The 22123-nt window shown below is 57.2% G+C and carries 22 protein-coding genes and 3 tRNA genes; 18 read left to right on the plus strand and 7 right to left on the minus strand.

The window, feature by feature from the left end; genetic code table 11:
• Nucleotides 1–9: 9 nt before the first annotated feature.
• On the minus strand, nt 10–414 hold the full coding sequence (locus DU29_RS0122480) for a hypothetical protein (protein WP_028623731.1): 405 nt from the start codon (nt 412–414) through the stop codon (nt 10–12).
• Nucleotides 415–659: 245 nt separating this feature from the next.
• Between DU29_RS0122480 and DU29_RS0122485 the strand changes: the two genes are divergently transcribed.
• Both DU29_RS0122485 and DU29_RS0122490 read left to right on the plus strand, forming a co-directional pair.
• Entirely contained in the window at nt 660–1478 is an 819-nt protein-coding gene (locus tag DU29_RS0122485) for a shikimate 5-dehydrogenase (RefSeq protein ID WP_028623732.1), read from the plus strand.
• Nucleotides 1479–1715: 237 nt separating this feature from the next.
• Nucleotides 1716–2234, plus strand: a complete 519-nt coding sequence (locus tag DU29_RS0122490) for a cupin domain-containing protein (protein WP_028623733.1) — start codon at nt 1716–1718, stop codon at nt 2232–2234.
• A gap of 185 nt (nt 2235–2419) precedes the next feature.
• On the opposite strand, the gene DU29_RS0122495 is transcribed toward DU29_RS0122490, so the two are convergent.
• Nucleotides 2420–3067 carry a YceH family protein gene (locus tag DU29_RS0122495; RefSeq protein WP_028623734.1) on the minus strand — a complete coding sequence of 216 codons (648 nt, stop codon included), beginning with the start codon at nt 3065–3067 and terminating at the stop codon, nt 2420–2422.
• 138 nt (nt 3068–3205) lie between these two features.
• Between DU29_RS0122495 and DU29_RS0122500 the strand changes: the two genes are divergently transcribed.
• A complete protein-coding gene (locus DU29_RS0122500; RefSeq protein WP_028623735.1) occupies nt 3206–3715 on the plus strand; it encodes a DUF1993 domain-containing protein in 510 nt (169 codons plus the stop codon).
• 128 nt (nt 3716–3843) lie between these two features.
• On the opposite strand, the gene sstT is transcribed toward DU29_RS0122500, so the two are convergent.
• On the minus strand, nt 3844–5076 hold the full coding sequence (gene sstT, locus DU29_RS0122505) for a serine/threonine transporter SstT (protein ID WP_028623736.1): 1233 nt from the start codon (nt 5074–5076) through the stop codon (nt 3844–3846).
• Between the two features lie 276 nt (nt 5077–5352).
• Between sstT and DU29_RS0122510 the strand changes: the two genes are divergently transcribed.
• Nucleotides 5353–6507: an MFS transporter gene (locus DU29_RS0122510; RefSeq protein ID WP_028623737.1), complete on the plus strand. Its 1155-nt coding sequence runs from the start codon at nt 5353–5355 to the stop codon at nt 6505–6507.
• A gap of 4 nt (nt 6508–6511) precedes the next feature.
• Here the strand turns inward: DU29_RS0122510 and nhaR are convergent, their stop codons facing one another.
• Nucleotides 6512–7411: a transcriptional activator NhaR gene (nhaR, locus tag DU29_RS0122515; RefSeq protein WP_028623738.1), complete on the minus strand. Its 900-nt coding sequence runs from the start codon at nt 7409–7411 to the stop codon at nt 6512–6514.
• Between the two features lie 316 nt (nt 7412–7727).
• On the opposite strand from nhaR, the gene DU29_RS0122520 reads away from it, so the two are divergent.
• Nucleotides 7728–7970 carry a hypothetical protein gene (locus DU29_RS0122520; RefSeq protein ID WP_028623739.1) on the plus strand — a complete coding sequence of 81 codons (243 nt, stop codon included), beginning with the start codon at nt 7728–7730 and terminating at the stop codon, nt 7968–7970.
• A gap of 28 nt (nt 7971–7998) precedes the next feature.
• Nucleotides 7999–8748, plus strand: a complete 750-nt coding sequence (locus DU29_RS0122525; RefSeq protein ID WP_028623740.1) for a TerC family protein — start codon at nt 7999–8001, stop codon at nt 8746–8748.
• A gap of 76 nt (nt 8749–8824) precedes the next feature.
• Here the strand turns inward: DU29_RS0122525 and DU29_RS1000000131750 are convergent, their stop codons facing one another.
• Nucleotides 8825–8995, minus strand: a complete 171-nt coding sequence (locus tag DU29_RS1000000131750; protein WP_177326979.1) for a hypothetical protein — start codon at nt 8993–8995, stop codon at nt 8825–8827.
• Between the two features lie 219 nt (nt 8996–9214).
• Between DU29_RS1000000131750 and DU29_RS0122535 the strand changes: the two genes are divergently transcribed.
• The 3 genes from DU29_RS0122535 (at nt 9215) to DU29_RS1000000131755 (ending at nt 10406) form a co-directional block, all read left to right on the plus strand.
• Nucleotides 9215–9874, plus strand: coding sequence for a peptidase C39 family protein (locus tag DU29_RS0122535; protein ID WP_033050796.1), 660 nt, complete (start codon nt 9215–9217; stop codon nt 9872–9874).
• Nucleotides 9875–9966: 92 nt separating this feature from the next.
• On the plus strand, nt 9967–10173 hold the full coding sequence (locus tag DU29_RS0122540; protein ID WP_028623742.1) for a DUF6021 family protein: 207 nt from the start codon (nt 9967–9969) through the stop codon (nt 10171–10173).
• A 17-nt stretch (nt 10174–10190) separates the two neighbouring features.
• Nucleotides 10191–10406, plus strand: a complete 216-nt coding sequence (locus tag DU29_RS1000000131755) for a hypothetical protein (protein WP_081832530.1) — start codon at nt 10191–10193, stop codon at nt 10404–10406.
• 53 nt (nt 10407–10459) lie between these two features.
• On the opposite strand, the gene pbpG is transcribed toward DU29_RS1000000131755, so the two are convergent.
• Together pbpG and folD are read right to left on the minus strand one after the other, a co-directional pair.
• Nucleotides 10460–11398 (minus strand): D-alanyl-D-alanine endopeptidase, encoded by a 939-nt coding sequence (pbpG, locus tag DU29_RS0122545; protein ID WP_028623743.1) that lies wholly within the window; start codon nt 11396–11398, stop codon nt 10460–10462.
• A gap of 233 nt (nt 11399–11631) precedes the next feature.
• Nucleotides 11632–12486: a bifunctional methylenetetrahydrofolate dehydrogenase/methenyltetrahydrofolate cyclohydrolase FolD gene (gene folD, locus DU29_RS0122550; RefSeq protein ID WP_028623744.1), complete on the minus strand. Its 855-nt coding sequence runs from the start codon at nt 12484–12486 to the stop codon at nt 11632–11634.
• 279 nt (nt 12487–12765) lie between these two features.
• Between folD and DU29_RS0122555 the strand changes: the two genes are divergently transcribed.
• The 9 genes from DU29_RS0122555 (at nt 12766) to DU29_RS0122600 (ending at nt 22041) form a co-directional block, all read left to right on the plus strand.
• A tRNA-Arg gene (locus DU29_RS0122555) sits at nt 12766–12842 on the plus strand.
• A gap of 40 nt (nt 12843–12882) precedes the next feature.
• Nucleotides 12883–12958: transfer RNA gene (locus DU29_RS0122560), tRNA-His, on the plus strand.
• A 55-nt stretch (nt 12959–13013) separates the two neighbouring features.
• Nucleotides 13014–13098 (plus strand) — tRNA-Leu (locus DU29_RS0122565).
• 421 nt (nt 13099–13519) lie between these two features.
• Nucleotides 13520–14830 (plus strand): trigger factor, encoded by a 1311-nt coding sequence (gene tig / locus DU29_RS0122570; protein WP_028623745.1) that lies wholly within the window; start codon nt 13520–13522, stop codon nt 14828–14830.
• Nucleotides 14831–14923: 93 nt separating this feature from the next.
• Nucleotides 14924–15559 carry an ATP-dependent Clp endopeptidase proteolytic subunit ClpP gene (clpP, locus tag DU29_RS0122575; protein WP_028623746.1) on the plus strand — a complete coding sequence of 212 codons (636 nt, stop codon included), beginning with the start codon at nt 14924–14926 and terminating at the stop codon, nt 15557–15559.
• A 112-nt stretch (nt 15560–15671) separates the two neighbouring features.
• Entirely contained in the window at nt 15672–16955 is a 1284-nt protein-coding gene (clpX, locus tag DU29_RS0122580) for an ATP-dependent Clp protease ATP-binding subunit ClpX (protein ID WP_007946893.1), read from the plus strand.
• Nucleotides 16956–17117: 162 nt separating this feature from the next.
• A complete protein-coding gene (gene lon, locus DU29_RS0122585; protein WP_028623747.1) occupies nt 17118–19514 on the plus strand; it encodes an endopeptidase La in 2397 nt (798 codons plus the stop codon).
• A 148-nt stretch (nt 19515–19662) separates the two neighbouring features.
• The gene (locus DU29_RS0122590; RefSeq protein ID WP_002552737.1) at nt 19663–19935 is read left to right on the plus strand and encodes an HU family DNA-binding protein; all 273 of its coding nucleotides are present in this window, start codon (nt 19663–19665) and stop codon (nt 19933–19935) included.
• A gap of 234 nt (nt 19936–20169) precedes the next feature.
• The gene (locus tag DU29_RS0122600) at nt 20170–22041 is read left to right on the plus strand and encodes a SurA N-terminal domain-containing protein (RefSeq protein WP_028623748.1); all 1872 of its coding nucleotides are present in this window, start codon (nt 20170–20172) and stop codon (nt 22039–22041) included.
• The last annotated feature ends 82 nt before the right edge of the window (nt 22042–22123 follow it).

Consider the following 22123-nt stretch of genomic DNA (forward strand, 5'->3'; position numbering starts at 1 on the left):
TTGGCGCGCTTACCAGCGCCCATGCCCACGCGGCGGACCGTAATAACCACGGGGCGGCCCGTAATACCCGCGTGGTGGCCCGTAATACCCACGTGGTGGTCCGTAATAAACCGGCGGCGGCCCGTAGTAGACCGGTTGCTGCACATAAACCGGTGCAGGCTGGTAATAAACCGGCGGCGGCTGTTGCACATAGACCGGCTGCGGCTGAGCATAAACCGGCTGCTGCACGTAAACCGGTTGTTGCACATACACCGGCCGGTTGCTGTTAATGATGGCCGAACCGACAATCGCCGAGCCGACGATCGCACCGAACACGGCCGGCCCTTGCCAGCCGTGACCGCCGCCAGCCTCTGCCTGCCCGGCGACAGCCAGTGCACCAATCAGCAAGGCCACTGTGGGAATGTTACGGATCATGATAATTCCTCGATTCTTCGCCCCGGCGCTTGCGTCTGCGATAGACCCAGGGATCGTCGCGGGGATACCTCTAAGACAGCGTTTTTAAAAAATTCAGCACGGCCGCCGGGTAAATTTTGTGTAAGGTCTGTACCGGTCTCTTTACCGTCGAGCGGAGCCCGCAGGCGTACGCCGATATGATCGATCTGAACGCGGTGGACTGGCTAATCCCGTCCATCGGATCGTGCTATTTGAAGGAGCTTCACATGCAGATGAACCCCAACAAAGACACCCAGCTGTGCATGTCCCTATCGGGGCGTCCCGGGAATTTTGGTCTGCGCTTTCATAATCATCTTTATGAACAGTTGGGTCTGAATTTTTACTACAAGGCTTTTAGCAGTCAGGACCTGTCGGGTGCCGTCGGTGGCATTCGCGCACTGGGTATTCGCGGCTGCGGCGTGTCGATGCCATTCAAGGAAGCCAGCATTGCTCTGGTCGATGAACTGGACGCGTCGGCGGCGGCTATTCAATCAATCAACACCATCGTCAACACTGATGGTCACCTCAAAGCCTATAACACCGATTACATCGCCATTGCACAATTGCTGGACACGCATAAGGTGCCGAAGGCATCGACGTTTGCCCTGCGCGGCAGTGGCGGTATGGCCAAGGCCGTGGCCAGCGCCTTGCGTGATGGCGGTTACAGCAATGGATTGATTGTGGCCCGAAACGAGCAGGCCGGTCGTGCGCTGGCGCAATCGCTTGGCTATGAATGGCAAGCGGAATTGGGCGCGCGCCGTCCGCAGATGTTGATCAACGTCACGCCGATCGGCATGAGCGGCGGACCTGAGGCAGATCAATTGGCCTTCGATGCCGAGACCATTGCCGCCGCAGAAACGGTATTCGATGTAGTGGCCATTCCCTCGGAAACACCGCTGATCGTGCAGGGGCGTGCCGCAGACAAGCGGGTTATTACGGGGTTGGAAGTCATTGCGATCCAGGCGCTGGAGCAGTTCGTCCTGTATACCGGCGTGCGCCCGACGGATGAGCAGTTTCAGAAAGCGGTGGCATTCGCTCGGGCGTGAACCTTGAGCGGGTGGTGGCGGGGATGACCTCTTAGCGAGCAGGCTCGCTCTCAGGCTGGAGAGAATCCGCCGCAGTTCTCGCGCCCAACGACAATCCCATGTGGGAGCGAGCCTGCTCGCGACGCGCCGGTGCATCCAGCACTGCAGGTGCTGATTCACCGCTATCGCGAGCAAGCTATGCTGCTGCACCGTAAGCGAAAACTTGCGTTCCAAACAATCCTGATCGAGGCTTTCCCCATGCATCCGCCCATTCTCAATCTGGATCAAGTCGAACTGGAGCCACTTCCTGAAGCTTTGGCCCCCGACGGTGAAACCGCCGCTCGCTATCAACAGCGACTGGCACGCGTAGGCCAGCAGCTCGGAGCGCAGAAGCTGGGTTATCGGCTGTACGTGCTGGAACCGGGCATGCGCGGCAGTCCGTTCCACAGCCATCGGGTCAACGAGGAAATGTTTTACGTGGTGGCCGGGGAAGGGCACATTCGCCTCGGCGCCGAGCGATTTGCGATCCGCGCAGGTGACGTGATCGCTTGCCCGCCCGGCGGTCAAGAGGCGGCGCATCAGATCATCAACACCAGCGCCGGCGAATTGCGTTATCTGGCAGTCAGCACGCAGCAGTCGCCGGAAATTTGTGAGTACCCCGACTCCGGCAAGTACGCGGTGATGGACGATTTCAAGATCGACGCCGACGGCAACGCCACAGGCTTCGTCGCCATCGCCCGCCCAGCCGACGGCGTGGACTATTGGGACGGCGAGTAGCGGCACGGCAGCCACATCGATTCCTGTAGCAGCTGCCGAGCCTGCGAGGCTGCGTCCGGCTGCGCAGAAGTCGTGAAAAATCAGCGCCTCAGTCCATCAGGTAGCCTGCGTCAGCCGAACTACGACTGCTGCGCACTCGGACGCAGCCTCGCAGTCTCGGCAGCTGCTACAGCAACCGCGGATGGTTACTCCAGCTGAGACAGGCGTTCTTCCAGCGCTGCAATACGCGCTTCGAGCTCTTCAATACGCTCTACTGAAACCCCGCTAACGCCACTGCGCTCCGCTGGATTGTGCCGGGCGGCGAGGATTGCTTCGATATCCGCCGGATCCCCCAGCGCATGCATGTAGCGATCTTCGCGTTGTCCGGACTGACGCGGGATCAACAGCGCCAACCCGCGAGCGATAAGACGTTCCAGCTGGTGCACCACCTGTTCGGCGTCTTCGAACTCATGCATGCGACCGCTGCGGGTCAGCAATTCGTTGACCGTTTGCGGACCGCGCAAGAACAGCAACCCGCTCAGAATCACTTGCGCAGGCACCAGCTCCAGCGCCTTGTCGACCTTGTGCTCCCAGCGGTCGGCGCGGCTGCCCATCACCAGCTTGGTGAAGCCGCGTCCTTCGAGGGCGCACAGGCTCTGCCCAACCTGGCCCTGGGTCAGGTTCATCACTGGCTCGCGACTGGTTTTCTGATTGCAGGCGGTCACCAAGGCATTAAGGGTCAGCGGATAGGTTTCCGGGCTGGTGGCCTGTTTCTCGATCAACGAACCGAGAATGCGGATTTCGGTGCTGTTGAGCCGGGGCTCTTCGAAGGTGGTTTCTTGCTCAGTGCTCATCGCGCTTTCCCTATGCCGTTGATGCATGCAGTCGAAGCCGCCTAGCCTAATCCTTGCTGGATAAAAGACAAGCCGCAGGAGCGTCGAGCATGGCTATAATCGGCCCACGTTTACCTCCTGTCACAACACGAGACTGCCATGACCATTTCCCTGTACGACGCCTCCGTTCCGGTTTTCAAGCAAATGCTCAACGCCCTGAGCGATGTGCTGAACAAGGCCGAAGCCCACGCCACGGCGAAAAACATCGACCCGAATGCTTTCCTGCAAGCCCGCCTGTACCCGGACATGTTCCCGTTGGTGCGTCAGGTGCAGATCGCCGTTGATTTCGCCAAGGGTGTGTCCTCGCGTCTGGCCGAGCTGGAAGTGCCGAAGTACGACGACACCGAAACTACTTTCGCCGAACTGCAGGCGCTGATCAGCAAGGTGTTGGCCTACATCGGCGAGATTAAGCCGGAGCAGATCAACGGCCAGGAAGGCATCGAGATCGTCACTCGCCCAGGCACGCCGAAAGAAAAGCGCTTCACCGGTCAGGCGTACCTGCTGAGCTACGGCCTGCCGCAATTCTTCTTCCACGTCACCACCACCTACGCGCTGCTGCGTCATAACGGTGTGGAAGTGGGCAAGCGCGATTACATGGGCGCGTTCTAAACACCCGGCCACAAAAAAGCCCGCCAAGGTTCACGCCTTGGCGGGCTTTCTTTTGATGATCTAAAAGATCGTCGGCCGCTGTCCCTGTAGCAGCTGTCGAGTGAAACGAGGCTGCGATCTCTCGAGCGTCACGCCACTCGCGCAGCTTTCTCTTCTTCACCCAGGCACGCCGCCGCCGTAAACAGCACGTCAGTGGACGAGTTCAGCGCGGTCTCGGCCGAATCCTGCAGCACACCGATGATGAAACCGACCGCAACCACTTGCATAGCGATCTCGCTCGGAATGCCGAACAGACTGCAGGCCAGTGGGATCAGCAACAACGAACCGCCCGCCACGCCCGACGCGCCACAGGCGCAGATTGCGGCGACGACGCTCAGCAGGATCGCGGTCGGAATGTCCACGGCAATGCCCAGCGTATGCACGGCGGCCAGTGTCAGCACAGTGATGGTGATCGCCGCACCGGCCATGTTGATCGTGGCGCCCAGCGGGATCGACACCGAGTACGTATCCTCATGCAGGCCCAGGCGCTTGCTCAATTCCAGGTTGACCGGAATATTTGCCGCCGAGCTGCGGGTGAAAAACGCGGTGATGCCACTTTCGCGCAGGCAGGTCAGTACCAGCGGGTACGGGTTGCGACGCAGTTTCCAGAACACGATCAAAGGGTTCATCACCAGCGCCACGAACACCATGCAACCGAGCAGGACGGCCAGCAGATGCGCGTAGCCGAGCAGCGCGCCGAAACCGGAGGTCGCGAGGGTCGAGGCCACCAGGCCGAAGATCCCCAGCGGCGCGAAACGGATCACCAGGCGCACGATCAGTGTGACGCCGTTGGACAAGTCGCCAAGCACTTCACGTGTGGTTTCGCCGGCATGCCGAATCGCAATGCCCATGCCGATCGCCCACGCCAGGATGCCGATGAAGTTGGCATTCATCAGCGCGCTGACCGGGTTGTCCACGACGCTCAGCAACAAACTCTGCAACACTTCACTGATGCCGCCCGGTGCGGTCACCGCGACGTCATGGGTGGCAAGTACCAGATTCGAGGGGAACATCATGCTGGCAACCACGGCCACCACTGCCGCCGCGAAAGTGCCCAGCAGATAAAGGAACAAAATCGGCCGAATGTGAGTTTCCTGACCGTGCTTATGGTTGGCGATCGAAGCCATGACCAGCACAAAAACCAGAATCGGCGCGACCGCTTTCAGCGCCGAAACGAAGACTTTGCCGATAAACGCAGTGGACTTGGCCACCTCGGGCGCGAGCAGTGCGAGGACGATACCGGCGATCAGGCCGATGACGATTTGCGTCACCAGGCTCAAGCGTTTCAAGCGGTGCAGAAGCGAAGGGGATGGGGCAGTCATAAAACGGCATCTCTGATTTTATTAGGTGCGCGGGTGGCGTGACTGATGTCAGGCCAACGCTGGCGAATAGTGTGGGTATGGCAGGCCGCGGACTTTATCACAGCGTCGTCTTTTTCCTTCAGACCTGTGACGAACTGTCGCCCGTGTGTTCAACGTGATCGGCAGGTTCGTGCAACCGCGCGCGGAAACACTCTGTTAAGATTGCGCATCCTTTTTCATGTTCCGCCAGTGGGCCTTCGGGCTGTCGCTGGTGTTGTCGTTTTTTTGGAGTTCTGCATGCTGTTGCCCATTCTTCTGTTGTCCGCCGCCGGTTTTACCGTGCTGACCACAGAGTTCATCATCGTCGGCCTGTTGCCGGCCATCGCCCGAGACCTGGCGGTGAGCATTCCCCAAGCGGGTTTGCTGGTGACCCTGTTTGCTTTCACCGTCGCCGCTTTCGGGCCTTTTCTGACGGCCTACTTCGCCCGATTCGAACGCCGCAAGCTGTTTATCTCTGTGCTGATCATGTTTGGTTTGGCCAACACGCTTGCAGCGTTTGCACCGAACATCTGGGTGATGGCGTTCGCTCGCCTGGTTCCAGCGCTGGGGCTGCCGGTGTTCTGGGCGTTGGCCAGTGAAACAGCGGTGGACATCGTTGGCCCCGATTACGCAGGTCGCGCCATTGCCAAGATCGGTTTCGGCATCGTCTGCGCCACTGTGTTCGGCATTCCGGTTGGCACGCTGATTTCCGATGCGCTCGGCTGGCGCAGCGCCTTCGGCATTCTCGCCGTCATCGCGTTCGCCAAAGCGTTGCTGCTGTTTATCTACCTGCCAAAAACCGACCTGCATCAACATCAGGTGAGCTTCCGTTCGCAGTTCAGGATTTTGCGCAGCCCCTTGATGATCGGCCATGTGCTGTTGTCGGTACTGGTGTTCAGCGGCATGTTCACCGTTTACACCTACCTGGCGGACATTCTCGAGCGCCTGGCCGGCTTCAACGGCACGGTCGTCGGCTGGTGCCTGATGGGGTTCGGCGCGGTCGGGCTGATCGGCAACTCCTTGGGTGGCCGCGCGGTGGACCGTCATCCGTTGATCGCGTCGATGACCTTCTGCGCGTTTATGATTGCCGGCATGGTTGCGTTGGTGCCAAACATCCATTCGCCGCTGGGGCTGGCGGCGGCGATGGGCATCTGGGGCGTGACCCAGGCCGCGTTGTTCCTGGTCAGTCACGTCCGCTTGATGAAAGCAGCGCCCGAAGCGCCGGCCTTTGCAGCATCGTTGAACATCGCCGGGGCCAACCTCGGCATTGGCGTGGGCGCTATGGTCGGCGGTCGGGTGATCGACAGCGTGGGCCTGCAAGGTCTGGGTTTTGCGGCGGCCGGTTTTATCCTGCTCTCGATTTTGCTGGCGATGGCGCTGATGACGTTCAAACCGCGCGAAGTCTGCGCCTGAGCCGTCAAATACTGGTAAACAGCTCGCGTCGGGCACCCTCGGTGATGGCGACAATGCCAGGGTGCTTGACCTTGCGCTCCACGGAAATGGCGTAAAACGACTCGGTTACCGCGTCGGTCTGGCCGATCAGCTCAACGCCGTACTGGCGTTTCACCTCGTCGGCAATCACGCTCGGACCAATGAAAATCCCGCTACCGGATTGCCCGAATGCCTGCATCAACGCGCTGTCATCGAACTCGCCGACAATGCGCGGTTGAATTTGCTGTTCGGCAAACCAGCGCTGCAAACGACTGCGCACCACGGTTTCCGGCCCCGGAATCAATAGGGGCGCGCCGTGCAGGCTTTGCGGGAAATCCTGGCCGTATTGCGCCGCCAAGGCTGCGGTGGCGAAAAAACTGATGCCGCATTCGCCGAGTTTCTGGCTGTACCCTTTGATGTCCAGATGGGTAGGCATCGGGCTGTCGGAGATGACCAGGTCGAGGCGCTGAATCGCCAGGTCGGCGAGCAAGCGTTCGAGCTTGTCTTCGCGGCAGGTGATGCGCATCGGTTCGCTCAATTCCATGGTCGGCGCGATCAGGCGATACACAATCGATTTGGGCACCACGTCTGCGACGCCCACGCGAAACAGAATCTGCTGTTCGTTCGGCTGCGCTCGCAGCATCAATTCCAGTTCGCCCCCCAACTGAAACATCTGCTCGGCGTAGGGCAGGGCCTGACGCCCGGCTTCAGTGAGTTCCAGTTGCCGGCCGACGCGCTGAAACAACTCCACGCCATAGGTTTGCTCGAGCAAGGAAATCTGCCCGCTGATGGTTTGCGGCGTCAGGTTCAACTGTTCGCAGGCGCGTACGATACTGCCGGTCTTGGCCACCACCCAAAAATAATGCAGCTGTCGGTAATTCAGCATATGTCCTCCGTCATGGCCCGTGTCAGGACCCCCGTCATGCCCGCTGCGCTGGCCGCTGTTCTGATCCCTGTAGGAGCTGTCGAGTGAAACGAGGCTGCGATCCCTTGATCTTGTTTAAAGACCAACGTCAAAAGATCGCAGCCTCGTTTCACTCGACAGCTCCTACAGGAGGAGAGGGCGCCATCAGGGCTGGGTTCGTTAAAACCGAAGTATACCGGGTAAAAATACGAATTTTCCTGAACTGTTCACCTCCCTAGAATGCGTCGCTATCAACGGGCCATCGTTTCGGCGCGTTTCGTTCTATCGAGGAAGGTTCATGAAGTTTAAAACCACCGCGTTGCTCATTACGTCTTTAATGGTTCTGGCAGGGTGCGAGCAAGCTGAAAAAAGCGCTCAGCAACTCATGGGCGCGGCGGCTGAAACCGCCAAGCAGGCCATTGACGACACGCACAAAGCGGCGGAACAGGCGATCAGTGAAGCGACAGGCGGCCTGATCAGCAAAAAAGAACCATCTGCCGAAGAAAAGCGCGAGCGCGAATCTTCGTCCCAGGAAATCTAAACCGTCTTAAACGAGTCAGGACTGACCCATGGAATACCTTTTAGAACTAGCTGTTAGCCCTACTGCCTGGGTCGCCCTGGCCACACTGGTGGTGATGGAAATCGTGCTGGGCATCGATAACCTGATCTTTATTTCGATCCTGACCAACAAGCTGCCTGAGCAGCATCGGCAAAAAGCACGGCGCATCGGTATCGGCATGGCGCTGATTCTGCGCCTGGCACTGCTGAGCACCATCGCGTTCATTGTCCAGTTGACGGCTCCTGTGATCGAGATTCTCGGCCACGCGTTCTCCTGGAAAGACATGATCCTGATCGCCGGCGGCCTGTTCCTGTTGTGGAAAGCCACCACTGAAATCCACCACAGCATGGACCCGGCGCCGGAAGATCCGAAGTCGGCCACCTCGACCGTCACCCTCGGTTTTGCCGCTGCAATCGGCCAGATCCTGATGCTCGACCTGGTGTTCTCCATCGACAGCATCATCACCGCCGTCGGCATGACCGAGCATTTGCCGATTATGATCATTGCGGTGGTGGTGTCGGTGCTGGTGATGTTGTTGGCAGCTGATCCGCTGGCCAAGTTCATCAACGACAACCCGACCGTCGTGATGCTGGCGCTGGGCTTCCTGATCATGATCGGCATGACGCTGATTGCCGAAGGTTTCGGCGCTCATGTTCCGAAAGGCTACGTCTACGCCGCCATGGCGTTCTCGGCGACGATCGAAGGCTTGAACATGATGTCGCGACGGGCCAAGCAAAAGCGCGTTGCCGCTAAAGCGTAACCGGCGATAAAACAACGGCCGCCTGAGCTCGAGAGAGTCCAGGCGGCCGTTTTTGTTTGGGTGTTGAACAGGGCCGTCAGTGCGCGGTCGCGTGCCCCGCATCCGGTTTGTCGGATTCAACCGCAGGTGTCGACTCAGCAGGGTGGTGATGGTGCCGGCGGGTGATCCGCAGCACGCCCCACAACATGGCGGTGGCGACCGCCAGCCAGCCGGCAATCAACATCACAATGGTCATCGTCAGGCTCATCAATGCCTCCTCTCCGCCCTGCATCGGGCGAACGCGCTTCTCAAGTGACAGTCTAGTCGCTGGCGTGTTTCAGGCTATTGACCAAAGGTCACGCGGTACCAACTGCTTCGCTCTAACGAATTCATGGAACTGCCGGTAAAAGCTATACCGTTGCAGCGAGGCATCCTATGATCGACGCTCAAGCCGGGAGCCTTACTTCTGGCGCTTGACCAGAGGGTGATGATGGTATTTACGCGAATTGCAATTGTGGCATTGGTAGTTGGCTGCCTCGCGGGATGCGCGGGGAGTGTCGCGCCAGAAGTGAAGCGTCTGCCGGAGCGGGTGGAGCTCAGCGGCACGTTTTACCGAGGGCAGGACTACCAGAGCGGCCCACAGGTGCTGGCCAGTCTTTTGTCCCAGAGAGGCATCGTGATTACCCCCGGTTTGCTGGAAAAGCCGCTGCGCCTCCCCGGTGCCGAGGCGCAGTTGCAGCAGAACATGCAAAACCTGGCGCGTGAATACGGGATGGTTGTGTATCCCCTCGACAGCCAGCTGTCCGCGCTATTGACCCAGGTTGCCGCCGGACATCCGGTGATGGTGCGGTACACTGAAGGCTCATCATTCTGGTCGGAACCACGTTACGCGATTCTGGCCGGGTATGACCGTCAGAAGCAGACGGTGCTGCTGCGCGCCGGAATGAACCGCAAAGAATTAATGGGTTTTGATGGGTTTGAATCAGCCTTCAAGGCCGCTGGCGGCTGGGCCGTGCTGATCCAGAAACCGGAGCAGATTCCGGCGAATGTAGATCAGCAGCGCTGGCTCAACGCGGCGAGCGATCTGGCTCGGGCAGGGCAGGAGTCCGCGGCCGCACGGGCAAAAAAAGCCCTGACACCGCAATAAGCCCGCTCGTCATTTACAGGGCACTGCCTGGCGAGGTGCCTCTCTAAGCATTCAGACGCGGATGTTCCGGGTCAGATTTCCAGGAGGTGTACATGGCAGATTCCAAAACTCCCAAGGGTCCGCATTCGTCGGAGAATGCAACAGACGATGAATTGGGTTTCGACCCGGATTCCCCCGACGTGTCAGATCCTGCGGTGGATCCCGTCGGGCCTGCGATAGCCCCTCTGGATAAAAAGCCCGAAGACAATTCTAAGGCACCGGCGAAGCCTTATGATCCGCTGGGCGATTTGAAACCCTGAGCTTGCGTGAGGTGCGTATGTCTATCGATTCGAGTTTTGATGACAAGCGTCCGGAGAGTGTCCCTACAACGCCCGGCGATGAGCTTGATCCGGTTATGGATCCGGAAAGTCCACTGCGGGACCCATTGGTCAGGCCTGTAGTGACGCCAACAGAGCGTCCGATCGGTACGCGGGATCCAAGTGCCGGGGACGGTATTCCGGATGATGATCAAATGCCGCTACCCAACGATTGACGCTGGATAAGACAAAGCCCCGAATAGTCGGGGCTTTTGTTTGCGGCAACGAATTACTTGGCCGATTCCGCTACACCCCTCGGGCGTTGCTTGAGGTTCTTGTCAGATTTGTACTGCAAGGCTACCGAAGGCACATCCGCGCTCTTCCCGGTCTCAACCCAACTGCGAATTCGACTGGCATCGGCAAAATGTGTGTATTTGCCGAAGGCATCGAGAATGACCATCGCAACAGGACGGTTACCCATCTTTGTGACCAATACCAGGCAATGCCCCGCTGCATTGGTAAAACCGGTTTTGGTCAGCGAAATATCCCAATTCGGCTTATTCACCAAATGATCGGTGTTACGAAAACCCAGCGTGTAGTTGGGTTTTCGGAAAGAAACGGTTTTCTCTTTAGTCGTGCTCAGTTCGGTCAGCAATGGATATTTGTGAGCGGCGACCAACAACTTGCTCAAGTCCCGCGCGGTGGAAACGTTACGTGGGGAAAGCCCGGTGGGCTCTACAAAATGTGTGCTGGTCATGCCGAGCGCTTTGGCCTTGGCGTTCATGGCTGCAATAAACGCGACATAACCGCCCGGGTAGTGGTGTGCGAGGCTGGCAGCGGCACGGTTTTCCGAAGACATCAGTGCGATCAGCAGCATTTCCCGGCGCGGTAGTTCGCTCTTGAGCTTGACCCGAGAAAACACCCCTTTCATTTCCGGCGTGTCGCTGATGTTGATGGACAAGTACTCGCTCATGTTCTGACGAGCTTCCACTACGATCAATCCGGTCATCAGCTTGCTCACCGAGGCGATCGGCACGACAACATCAGGGTTGCTGGCATAAATGACTTTGTTGGTTTGCAGATCCAGGAGCAATGCGCTGCCGGAAGCGATCTTCAATTGCTTGCTGTCTCGAGGCGCCGAGGTGGTTTCGGCGGCATCGACCGTTGGCGTGATGAACGTCCCTGTAAATGCGAAAAACAGACTCAGGATGGAAAGACGAATTTTCACGCTGGCAGACTCATAAAGTGTTGATAAGCCGTTTTGTAACGGACTATTTCTCAAAAGCGCCACATTCTGGAGTATGGCTGAATAACTGTCGATGGTTGTTCAATGTTCATCTAAATGCCGTTGAAAGCTACTGATTTACAGGTAAATCCGCCACGTGGCAGAACGTTTTCCCGGTCAATAAAAAACCCGCCATCGGCGGGTTGTTTTAAACGACGGTGAACGTCATGGCCGGATCAGGCGTGCAACGTTTCTGCCGCATACAAGGTGTTTTCCAGCAGGCAGGCGCGGGTCATCGGGCCAACGCCCCCAGGTACCGGCGTGATCCAGCCGGCGCGGGGCAGGGCGGTTTCGTAAATCACATCGCCGACCAGCTTGCCATCGTCCTGACGGTTGATGCCCACGTCGATCACGATCGCGCCTTCCTTGATCCACTCACCTTTGACCAGGCCTGGTTTACCGGCCGCTACCACTACCAGATCGGCGCGGCCGACGTGGCCGGCAAGATCTTTGGTGAAGCGATGCGTGACCGTGACGGTGCAGCCTGCGAGCAGCAATTCCATCGCCATCGGCCGGCCGACAATGTTAGAGGCGCCAACGACCACTGCATCCATCCCGTAGAGATCGGCGCCGGTGCTTTCCAGCAAGGTCATGATGCCTTTCGGCGTGCATGGGCGCAGCAGCGGAATACGCTGGGCCAGCCGGCCGACGTTATAAGGGTGGAAACCGTCGACGTCCTTGTCCGGGCGAATGCGCTCGAGCAATCTGGACGCATCGAGATGCTCGGGCAGAGGCAGTTGAAGCAGGATGCCGTCGATTGCCGGGTCATCATTGAGTCGATCGATCAGATCGGTCAGCGCTTGCTGAGTGGTTTCGGAAGGCAGGTCGTAGGCTTGCGACAGGAAGCCGACCTCTTCACAGTCTTTACGCTTGTGCGAGACATAAACCTGAGAGGCAGGATCGCTGCCGACCAGGATCACCGCGAGACCGGGAGTGCGCAGGCCTTGCTGACGACGCTCGGTGACGCGTTTGGCGATCTGCTGGCGCAGGCTGGCGGCGATCGATTTGCCGTCGATTAGTTGTGCAGTCATTGCGCGTGATTAACCATCGAGAGGGGGAAAAAAGAGAACGCATTCTCGCATGCCATGCGATGAGGGCAAAGGCGCTTGGTCTGCAAATTCCTCTAACCCCTTTAATTAAATGAATTTTTTTTAAAAAAGAGTTGACGACCCTCAGGGCCGCCTATAACATTCGTCGCACTTGTCGGGCACAGCCTAGCACTGGTTAAGAAGGTCGAGCAGAGTTGAGGTTTAATTCGGTTAGACTGAAAGCACTTAGTTTGTAATCGTCCAAGAATACAGATTAACAAGGCGCCCGTAGCTCAGCTGGATAGAGCATCCGCCTTCTAAGCGGATGGTCGCAGGTTCGAGTCCTGCCGGGTGCGCCATTAGGCAGCTTTGGCACAAGTAAGGCAACACGGCATTATGGTGGGCGTAGCTCAGTTGGTAGAGCACGGGATTGTGACTCCCGTTGTCGAGGGTTCGATCCCCTTCGTCCACCCCATATTTAGAAAAGGCGCCAGATTAACAGTCTGGCGCCTTTGCTTTAAAAGCTTGATGCGGATGTGGTGGAATTGGTAGACACACTGGATTTAGGTTCCAGCGCCGCAAGGTGTGAGAGTTCGAGTCTCTCCGTCCGCACCATTACAAACAGCTATTTAATAGCAGAGAACGGCGCAGCACCTGAAAAGGGCTGCGCCGTTTTTGTTTTATAAGTCGGAATTTCCAAAGCGACCGCAGATTTTGGGTCGAAAAGATGGATCGGTGAGTCGCAGATGTGTTTCTCGATGATGCCGATTTGTCCGTCGGTCCCCTCGCGGGGTCGGCTGTCAGGGAGAGATTGCCGAAGTCTTCTGTATATAGAAGGATGGATGCAGAGCCCTGGCTTGAAGGCTGTATTTGCTAACAGGGCGAGGCACAACCGTTTGTCCCCGCCTATAAATTGCCTGCTGCGTTTTTACCCGTTTTCAGTAGGGTGACTTCTTGAGTTTGACCCACTAGAATGCATGCCCTTGATTCTGGGGTCGGAAACGGCCGGCTAACGTCTGTGCAACGAGGAATATCCATGCAAGTTTCTGTTGAAAATACTTCTGCTCTTGAGCGCCGCATGAGCATCACCGTGCCGGCTGAGCGCATCGAGACTCAGGTCAACAAGCGTCTGCAGCAGACTGCCCAAAAGGCCAAGATTGCTGGCTTCCGTCCAGGCAAAGTGCCAATGAGCGAAATCAAGCGTCGTTTCGGTGCTGATGCGCGTCAGGAAGCTGTCGGCGATGTGATCCAGTCTTCGTTCTACGAAGCGGTTGTCGAGCAGAAGCTGAACCCGGCTGGCGCTCCTTCCATCGAGCCGAAGTCCCTGGAAGCTGGCAAAGACCTGGAATACGTTGCAGTTTTCGAAGTGTTCCCTGAGTTCACCGTTGCTGGTTTCGAAGGTATTGCCGTTGAGCGCCTGAGCGCTGACGTAGCGGATGCCGATCTGGACAAGATGCTGGACGTGCTGCGCAAGCAGAACACCCGTTTTGAAGAGACTGATCGCGCTGCCCAGAACGAAGACCAACTGAACATCGATTTCGTTGGCAAGGTAGACGGTGAAGTGTTCGCTGGTGGTTCCGCCAAGGGTACTCAGCTGGTGCTGGGTTCCGGCCGCATGATCCCGGGCTTCGAAGACGGTCTGGTTGGCGCTAAAGCCGGCGAAGAGCGTGTTTTGAACCTGACCTTCCCAGAGGACTATCAGAACCTCGACCTGGCAGGTAAAACTGCCGAGTTCACCGTGACCGTGAACACTGTTTCCGAGCCAAAACTGCCTGAGCTGAACGAAGAGTTCTTCGCCCAGTTCGGTATCAAGGAAACCGGTCTGGAAGGTTTCCGCGCCGAAGTGCGCAAGAACATGGAGCGTGAGCTGCGTCAGGCGATCAAATCCAAGGTCAAGAATCAGGTAATGGACGGTCTGCTGGCCACCAACCCGATCGAAGTGCCTAAGGCGCTGCTGTCCAACGAAGTTGACCGTCTGCGCGTGCAGGCTGTTCAGCAGTTCGGTGGCAACATCAAACCTGATCAACTGCCGGCCGAGCTGTTCGAAGAACAAGCCAAGCGTCGCGTTGTACTCGGTCTGATCGTGGCTGAAGTGGTCAAGCAATTCGACCTGAAGCCGGACGACGCCCGCGTTCGCGAAATGATTCAGGAAATGGCTTCGGCCTACCAGGAACCAGAGCAGGTTGTGTCCTGGTACTACAAAAATGACCAACAGTTGAACGAGGTTCGTTCGGTTGTGCTGGAAGAACAAGTTGTGGATACTGTTCTGCAGAAAGCTAGCGTGACCGACAAATCGGTCTCTTACGAAGAAGCAGTCAAGCCGGTAGAAGCTCCACAAGCCGACTGATCGTTTTTGCGGTAAGAAGCACACACCATAAGCCAGCCTTCGAGCTGGCTTATGTGTATTCAAGACATAACTATTTGGGAGTGACTGCAGAGCATGTTCCGTAATTCGTATATTCAGCAGAACTCTGATATCCAGGCCGCTGGCGGCCTGGTCCCGATGGTTGTCGAGCAGTCTGCTCGTGGCGAGCGCGCCTATGACATCTACTCCCGTCTACTCAAGGAGCGGGTGATCTTTCTGGTTGGTCCGGTAGAGGACTACATGGCCAACCTGATCTGTGCGCAATTGCTGTTCCTTGAAGCGGAAAACCCGGACAAGGACATCCATCTCTATATCAACTCCCCGGGCGGTTCGGTGACGGCAGGCATGTCGATCTATGACACCATGCAGTTCATCAAACCCAACGTCTCGACCACCTGTATTGGTCAAGCGTGCAGCATGGGCGCGTTTCTCCTGACCGCCGGTGCCACGGGCAAGCGTTACTGCCTGCCTAACTCTCGCGTGATGATTCACCAGCCACTGGGCGGTTTCCAGGGCCAGGCTTCGGATATCGAAATCCATGCCAAGGAAATCCTCTTCATTCGTGAGCGGCTCAACACGCTGATGGCCAAACACAGCGGGCACACGCTTGAAGAAATCGAGCGTGATACCAACCGCGATAACTTTATGAGTGCAGAAGCCGCGCGTGAGTACGGCCTGATCGATGAAGTGATCACCCAGCGCCCAGCTTAAAATACACAGCTCAAAATAGGCTTGGTCGGCTGGTCTGATCACCGGCGGGCTTGAAAAAGCCCGCAAGAGCCTTCATCTTGTGTTGCAAGCCTATCGGATTTGGATCGAACGAATGACTGACACCCGCAACGGCGAGGACAACGGCAAGCTGCTCTATTGCTCCTTCTGTGGCAAAAGCCAGCATGAAGTGCGTAAGTTGATTGCCGGCCCCTCGGTGTTTATCTGCGACGAGTGCGTCGACCTGTGCAATGACATCATCCGTGAGGAGGTGCAGGAAGCCCAGGCCGAGAGCAGCGCGCATAAATTGCCTTCGCCTAAAGAAATCAGCGGCATCCTTGATCAATATGTGATTGGTCAGGAGCGTGCAAAAAAAGTTCTCGCCGTAGCGGTCTACAACCACTACAAGCGCCTGAACCAGCGTGACAAAAAGAATGACGACGTCGAGCTCGGCAAAAGCAACATCTTGCTGATCGGCCCTACCGGCTCGGGTAAAACCCTGCTGGCCGAGACGTTGGCTCGCTTGCTGAATGTTCCTTTCACCATCGCCGACGCAACCACCCTCACTGAGGCCGGTTATGTAGGTGAAGATGTCGAGAACATCATTCAGAAGCTGTTGCAGAAGTGCGATTACGACGTGGAAAAGGCCCAGATGGGCATTGTCTACATCGATGAAATCGACAAGATTTCGCGCAAGTCTGACAACCCTTCGATTACCCGGGACGTTTCCGGTGAAGGCGTGCAGCAGGCTTTGCTCAAGTTGATCGAAGGCACGGTCGCTTCCGTTCCGCCGCAAGGTGGCCGCAAGCATCCGCAGCAGGAATTCCTGCAGGTCGACACCCGTAACATCCTGTTCATTTGCGGCGGTGCATTCTCTGGTCTGGAAAAGGTTATCCAAAACCGTTCCACCAAAGGCGGCATCGGTTTCAACGCAGAAGTGCGCAGCAAGGAAGAAGGCAAGAAAGTTGGCGAATCACTGCGTGAAGTCGAGCCTGACGATTTGGTCAAGTTCGGTTTGATCCCGGAGTTCGTTGGCCGTCTGCCAGTACTTGCGACGTTGGACGAGCTGGACGAGGCTGCATTGATGCAGATCCTGACCGAGCCGAAAAATGCTCTGACCAAACAGTATGCCAAGCTGTTCGAGATGGAAGGCGTAGACCTGGAATTCCGGGCCGACGCACTCAAATCGGTCGCCAAGCGTGCCCTGGAACGTAAAACCGGTGCCCGTGGACTGCGCTCGATTCTCGAAGGTGTATTGCTCGACACCATGTACGAAATTCCCTCGCAGTCCGAGGTGAGTAAAGTGGTGATCGATGAAAGCGTTATAGAAGGCAAGTCCAAGCCACTGTATATCTATGAAAACAGTGAGCCGGCTGCCAAGGCTGCACCAGACGCTTAAGCGTCATGCAGCTGGAATAAAGAAGGGGCCTTCGGGCCCCTTTGCTTTTAAAGCAGTTTTTGCGCCCGCTTTGAGCTTGTTTTTTTTGAGAGCAGCCCCCATCTTGGTTTCAAGTTTACTCCCATCTGTTTACGGCCTTATGGCCGCCGTAGAGGCGAAATCATGAAGACAACCATCGAATTGCCTCTCCTGCCATTGCGCGACGTCGTGGTTTATCCGCACATGGTTATCCCGCTGTTCGTGGGGCGCGAGAAATCCATCGAAGCCCTCGAGGCAGCGATGACGGGCGATAAGCAGATATTGCTGATTGCTCAGAGAAACCCGGCCGACGACGATCCCGGTGAAGACGCGCTTTATCGCGTGGGTACGATTGCCACTGTCCTGCAACTGCTCAAATTGCCAGACGGCACGGTCAAGGTGCTGGTCGAAGGTGAGCAGCGGGGCGCCGTCGAGCGCTTCAGCGAAGTGGACGGCCACTGCCGCGCAGAAGTTTCCCTGATCGATGAAGTCGACGCGCCGGAGCGCGAGTCGGAAGTGTTCGTGCGCAGCCTGCTGTCGCAGTTTGAACAATATGTGCAGCTTGGCAAGAAAGTTCCGGCTGAAGTTCTGTCGTCGCTCAACAGCATCGACGAGCCGGGCCGTTTGGTTGACACCATGGCCGCGCACATGGCGTTGAAAATCGAACAGAAGCAGGAAATCCTCGAAATCATTGATTTGTCCGCCCGCGTCGAGCATGTCCTGGCGTTGCTGGATGGCGAGATCGATTTGTTGCAAGTCGAAAAACGAATTCGCGGTCGTGTCAAAAAACAAATGGAGCGCAGCCAGCGCGAGTACTACCTGAATGAGCAGATGAAGGCCATTCAGAAAGAGCTCGGTGACAGCGACGAAGGCCATAACGAAATCGAAGAGCTGAAAAAGCGCATCGATGCCGCCGGTCTGCCCAAGGACGCTCTGGCCAAAGCCCAGGGCGAGCTGAACAAGCTCAAGCAAATGTCGCCAATGTCCGCAGAAGCGACGGTGGTGCGGTCGTACATCGACTGGCTGGTGCAGGTGCCGTGGAAAGCCCAGAGTAAAGTGCGTCTGGACCTCGCCCGTGCCGAAGACATTCTCGATGCCGACCATTACGGTCTGGAAGAAGTCAAAGAACGGATCCTCGAATACCTCGCCGTGCAAAAGCGTGTGAAGAAAATTCGTGGTCCGGTGTTGTGCCTGGTTGGTCCTCCAGGCGTGGGTAAAACCTCGCTGGCGGAATCGATTGCTCATGCCACCAACCGTAAATTCGTGCGCATGGCCTTGGGCGGTGTGCGCGATGAAGCGGAAATTCGTGGCCATCGCCGGACTTATATCGGTTCGATGCCAGGAAGATTGATTCAAAAGATGACCAAAGTGGGCGTTCGCAACCCGCTGTTCCTGCTCGATGAAATCGACAAAATGGGCAGCGACATGCGTGGCGATCCGGCGTCAGCGTTGCTGGAAGTGCTCGACCCCGAGCAGAATCACAACTTCAACGATCACTACCTGGAAGTCGACTACGATCTGTCCGATGTGATGTTTCTCTGCACCTCGAACTCGATGAACATCCCGCCGGCACTGCTGGACAGGATGGAAGTGATTCGTCTGCCGGGTTACACCGAAGACGAGAAGATCAACATCGCCGTCAAATACCTTTCGCCAAAGCAGATTACCGCCAACGGCCTGAAGAAGGGCGAGCTGGAATTCGACGCTGAGGCGATCCGCGACATCATCCGTTACTACACTCGCGAGGCCGGTGTGCGCGGGCTTGAGCGCCAGATTGCCAAGGTCTGCCGCAAGGCCGTCAAAGAGCATGCGCTGGAAAAACGCTTCTCGGTGAAAGTCACTGCGGACATGCTGGAACACTTCCTCGGCGTGCGTAAATTCCGTTATGGCCTGGCTGAATCGCAGGACCAGATTGGTCAGGTAACTGGCTTGGCATGGACTCAAGTCGGCGGCGAATTACTGACCATCGAGGCGGCAGTTGTGCCGGGCAAAGGTCAGTTGATCAAGACTGGCTCGCTGGGCGACGTGATGGTCGAGTCCATTACCGCCGCACTCACCGTTGTGCGCAGCCGGGCGAAAAGCCTGGGCATCCCTCTGGACTTCCACGAGAAGCGCGACACGCACATCCATATGCCGGAAGGGGCTACCCCGAAGGACGGCCCTAGCGCCGGCGTGGGCATGTGCACGGCGCTGGTATCGGCCCTTACCGGCATTCCGGTGCGCGCTGATGTCGCCATGACCGGCGAAATCACTCTGCGTGGTCAGGTCCTGGCCATTGGCGGTCTGAAAGAGAAACTGCTCGCGGCTCACCGTGGTGGCATCAAGACTGTGATCATTCCTGAGGAGAACGTGCGCGATTTGAAGGAAATTCCTGACAACATCAAGCAGGATCTTCAGATCAAACCGGTTAAATGGATTGACGAGGTCCTGCAAATTGCGCTGCAATACGCGCCGGAGCCCCTTCCTGATGTGGCCCCGGAGATCGTCGCAAAGGATGAAAAACGCGAGTCTGACTCTAAGGAAAGAATTAGCACGCATTAATACGCATTTGCCTGAGGGGCTTGTTGACAGCTTTTTGGAGCCCTTGTTATAAAGCGGCTCTTAAGTGTCTGTAGGCCATTCAGCACTCGTTTTTGCTTTCACCAAAAAACTTAGAATCATACTCAAAATAGATATAAGGGGACTTAGAGTGAACAAGTCGGAACTGATTGATGCTATCGCTGCATCCGCTGATATCCCGAAAGCTGCTGCTGGCCGTGCGCTGGACGCTGTAATCGAATCCGTTACTGGTGCTCTGAAGGCCGGTGATTCCGTTGTTCTGGTCGGTTTCGGTACTTTCTCCGTGACTGATCGTCCAGCTCGCATCGGTCGCAACCCACAGACCGGTAAGACTCTGGAAATCGCAGCTGCTAAAAAACCAGGCTTCAAAGCCGGTAAAGCACTGAAAGAAGCTGTCAACTAAGTCAGATTCAGGTTTTTTGCCTATCCGGGTCGGGGTCATACCTGACCTGGCAGCGGAGCGGTAGTTCAGTCGGCGAGTCGCCGGTCCGAGACACCGGGGGTCGCACGTTCGAACCCTTGGTCCGCTCCGCCAGTTACGAGAAGGCGCATCCTCGGATGCGCCTTTCTTCTATCCGGATTCTACCCACGCTCCACGGTTGCCTAATTTTGAAGTTCAACCGTTTCTGGGGGACGCATGCTGCAGAATATCAGGGACAATTCACAAGGCTGGATTGCCAAAACCATCATCGGGATCATCGTTGTACTGATGGCTTTCACCGGTGTAGAGGCCATTTTTCAGGCCACGACCAACAGCCAGAACGCGGCTGAAGTCAATGGTGACGAAATCACTCAGGGCGAGCTGAGCCAAGCGGTTGACATGCAACGCCGCCAACTCATGCAGCAGCTGGGCAAAGATTTCGATGCTTCTCTGCTTGATGAGAAAATGTTACGCGACTCGGCTCTCAAGGGCTTGATCGACCGCAAACTGCTGCTTCAGGGCGCAGAAGAATCGAAATTCGCATTCTCCGAAGCCGCGCTGGATCAAGTGATCCTGCAGACGCCGGAATTCCAGGTGGACGGCAAGTTTAGCGCCGAGCGGTTTGACCAGGTGATTCGTCAGCTGGGTTATAGCCGTATGCAGTTCCGTCAGATGCTGACTCAGGAAATGCTCATCGGTCAGTTGCGCGCGGGTCTGGCTGGCAGCGGTTTTGTCACCGACGCACAGGTTCTCGCTTTTGCCCGTCTGGAAAAACAGACGCGCGATTTCGCCTCCCTGAACGTCAAGGCTGACCCGGCGGCGGTCAACGTGACCGACGAAGAGGTCAAGGCCTACTACGACGAACACGCAAAGGAATTCATGACGCCGGATCAGGTAATCGTCGACTACATCGAGCTGAAGAAGTCTTCCTTCTTTGATCAGGTAGCGGTCAAGGACGAAGACCTGCAAGCCGCGTATCAGAAAGAAATCGCGAACCTCTCCGAGCAACGCCGGGCCGCGCACATTCTGATCGAAGTGAACGACAAGGTTACCGAGGCGCAAGCCAAGGCGAAGATCGAAGAAGTGCAGGCGCGTCTGGAGAAGGGCGAGAAATTCGAGGCATTGGCCAAGGAGTTCTCCCAGGATCCGGGTTCGGCTACCAACGGCGGTGATCTCGGTTATGCCGGTCCGGGTGTTTACGATCCAGCGTTCGAAACCGCGCTGTACGGTTTGACCAAGGATCAGGTGTCTGCCCCGGTTCGCACCGATTTCGGCTTCCACTTGATCAAGCTGTTGGGCGTGGAAGCGCCTGAAGTGCCGACGTTGGCCAGCCTGAAGGACAAGCTGACCCGCGAGCTGAAAACCCAGCAAGTCGAGCAGCATTTCGTCGAGGCGACCAAGCAGTTGGAAGACTCTTCGTTCGAAGCGTCTGACCTGGCTCAACCGGCGCAGGACCTCAAGCTGACCGTGCACACCTCCAAGCCTTTCGGCCGTGAAGGTGGCGAAGGCGTGACAGCGAACCGTGCGGTGGTAACTGCCGCGTTCAGCCCGGAAGTGCTGGATGAAGGGGCGAACAGCACTGCGCTCGAGCTCGATCCGGAAACCGTGATCGTCTTGCGCGCCAAAGAGCACCTCAAGCCTGCGCAACTGCCGTTGGAAAACGTGTCTGCCGCGATTCGCAGTCAATTGGCCAAGGAGCACGCCAGTGCTGCCGCCAAGACCAAGGCCGACGAGTTGATCGCCAGCCTGCGCGAGGGCAAAACCCCGCTGGACAAGGCCATCGATGGCCAGAGCTGGAAAGTGACAGCTGGCGCGACGCGTGCTCAGGAAGGCGTTGATCCGGCTGTGCTGCAAGCACTGTTCCGCATGCCGAAACCGGCGGCGCAAGACAAGCCGACATTCAGCAGCGTGACGCTTGCCGATGGCAGCCTCGTGATCGTGCGCCTCAACAGCGTGAACGAAGCCGCAGCGCCGTCAGAAGAAGAGAAGGCGCAATACCGTCGCTTCCTCGCTTCGCGCATTGGCCAGCAAGACTTTGCGGCCTTCCGCAAGCAGCTGGAAGCTGAGGCGAAGATCGAACGTTTCTGATGTTTGATTGATCTGCCTGTTGCACAAAAACCCCGGTCTGAACGCCGGGGTTTTTTTATGCGCGCGGGAAAATCCCGGAACG

This window comes from Pseudomonas sp. Ant30-3 (genome assembly GCF_000690905.1).
Classification (GTDB): Bacteria; Pseudomonadota; Gammaproteobacteria; order Pseudomonadales; family Pseudomonadaceae; genus Aquipseudomonas.

Excerpts from the sequence above, each read along its gene's own strand:
- DU29_RS0122480 (WP_028623731.1), bottom strand. The coding sequence starts at position 414 with ATGATCCGTAACATTCCCACAGTGGCCTTGCTGATTGGTGCACTGGCT.
- DU29_RS0122485 (WP_028623732.1), top strand. The coding sequence starts at position 660 with ATGCAGATGAACCCCAACAAAGACACCCAGCTGTGCATGTCCCTATCG.
- DU29_RS0122490 (WP_028623733.1), top strand. The coding sequence starts at position 1,716 with ATGCATCCGCCCATTCTCAATCTGGATCAAGTCGAACTGGAGCCACTT.
- DU29_RS0122495 (WP_028623734.1), bottom strand. The coding sequence starts at position 3,067 with ATGAGCACTGAGCAAGAAACCACCTTCGAAGAGCCCCGGCTCAACAGC.
- DU29_RS0122500 (WP_028623735.1), top strand. The coding sequence starts at position 3,206 with ATGACCATTTCCCTGTACGACGCCTCCGTTCCGGTTTTCAAGCAAATG.
- sstT (WP_028623736.1), bottom strand. The coding sequence starts at position 5,076 with ATGACTGCCCCATCCCCTTCGCTTCTGCACCGCTTGAAACGCTTGAGC.
- DU29_RS0122510 (WP_028623737.1), top strand. The coding sequence starts at position 5,353 with ATGCTGTTGCCCATTCTTCTGTTGTCCGCCGCCGGTTTTACCGTGCTG.
- nhaR (WP_028623738.1), bottom strand. The coding sequence starts at position 7,411 with ATGCTGAATTACCGACAGCTGCATTATTTTTGGGTGGTGGCCAAGACC.
- DU29_RS0122520 (WP_028623739.1), top strand. The coding sequence starts at position 7,728 with ATGAAGTTTAAAACCACCGCGTTGCTCATTACGTCTTTAATGGTTCTG.
- DU29_RS0122525 (WP_028623740.1), top strand. The coding sequence starts at position 7,999 with ATGGAATACCTTTTAGAACTAGCTGTTAGCCCTACTGCCTGGGTCGCC.
- DU29_RS1000000131750 (WP_177326979.1), bottom strand. The coding sequence starts at position 8,995 with ATGAGCCTGACGATGACCATTGTGATGTTGATTGCCGGCTGGCTGGCG.
- DU29_RS0122535 (WP_033050796.1), top strand. The coding sequence starts at position 9,215 with ATGATGGTATTTACGCGAATTGCAATTGTGGCATTGGTAGTTGGCTGC.
- DU29_RS0122540 (WP_028623742.1), top strand. The coding sequence starts at position 9,967 with ATGGCAGATTCCAAAACTCCCAAGGGTCCGCATTCGTCGGAGAATGCA.
- DU29_RS1000000131755 (WP_081832530.1), top strand. The coding sequence starts at position 10,191 with ATGTCTATCGATTCGAGTTTTGATGACAAGCGTCCGGAGAGTGTCCCT.
- folD (WP_028623744.1), bottom strand. The coding sequence starts at position 12,486 with ATGACTGCACAACTAATCGACGGCAAATCGATCGCCGCCAGCCTGCGC.
- tig (WP_028623745.1), top strand. The coding sequence starts at position 13,520 with ATGCAAGTTTCTGTTGAAAATACTTCTGCTCTTGAGCGCCGCATGAGC.
- clpP (WP_028623746.1), top strand. The coding sequence starts at position 14,924 with ATGTTCCGTAATTCGTATATTCAGCAGAACTCTGATATCCAGGCCGCT.
- clpX (WP_007946893.1), top strand. The coding sequence starts at position 15,672 with ATGACTGACACCCGCAACGGCGAGGACAACGGCAAGCTGCTCTATTGC.
- lon (WP_028623747.1), top strand. The coding sequence starts at position 17,118 with ATGAAGACAACCATCGAATTGCCTCTCCTGCCATTGCGCGACGTCGTG.
- DU29_RS0122600 (WP_028623748.1), top strand. The coding sequence starts at position 20,170 with ATGCTGCAGAATATCAGGGACAATTCACAAGGCTGGATTGCCAAAACC.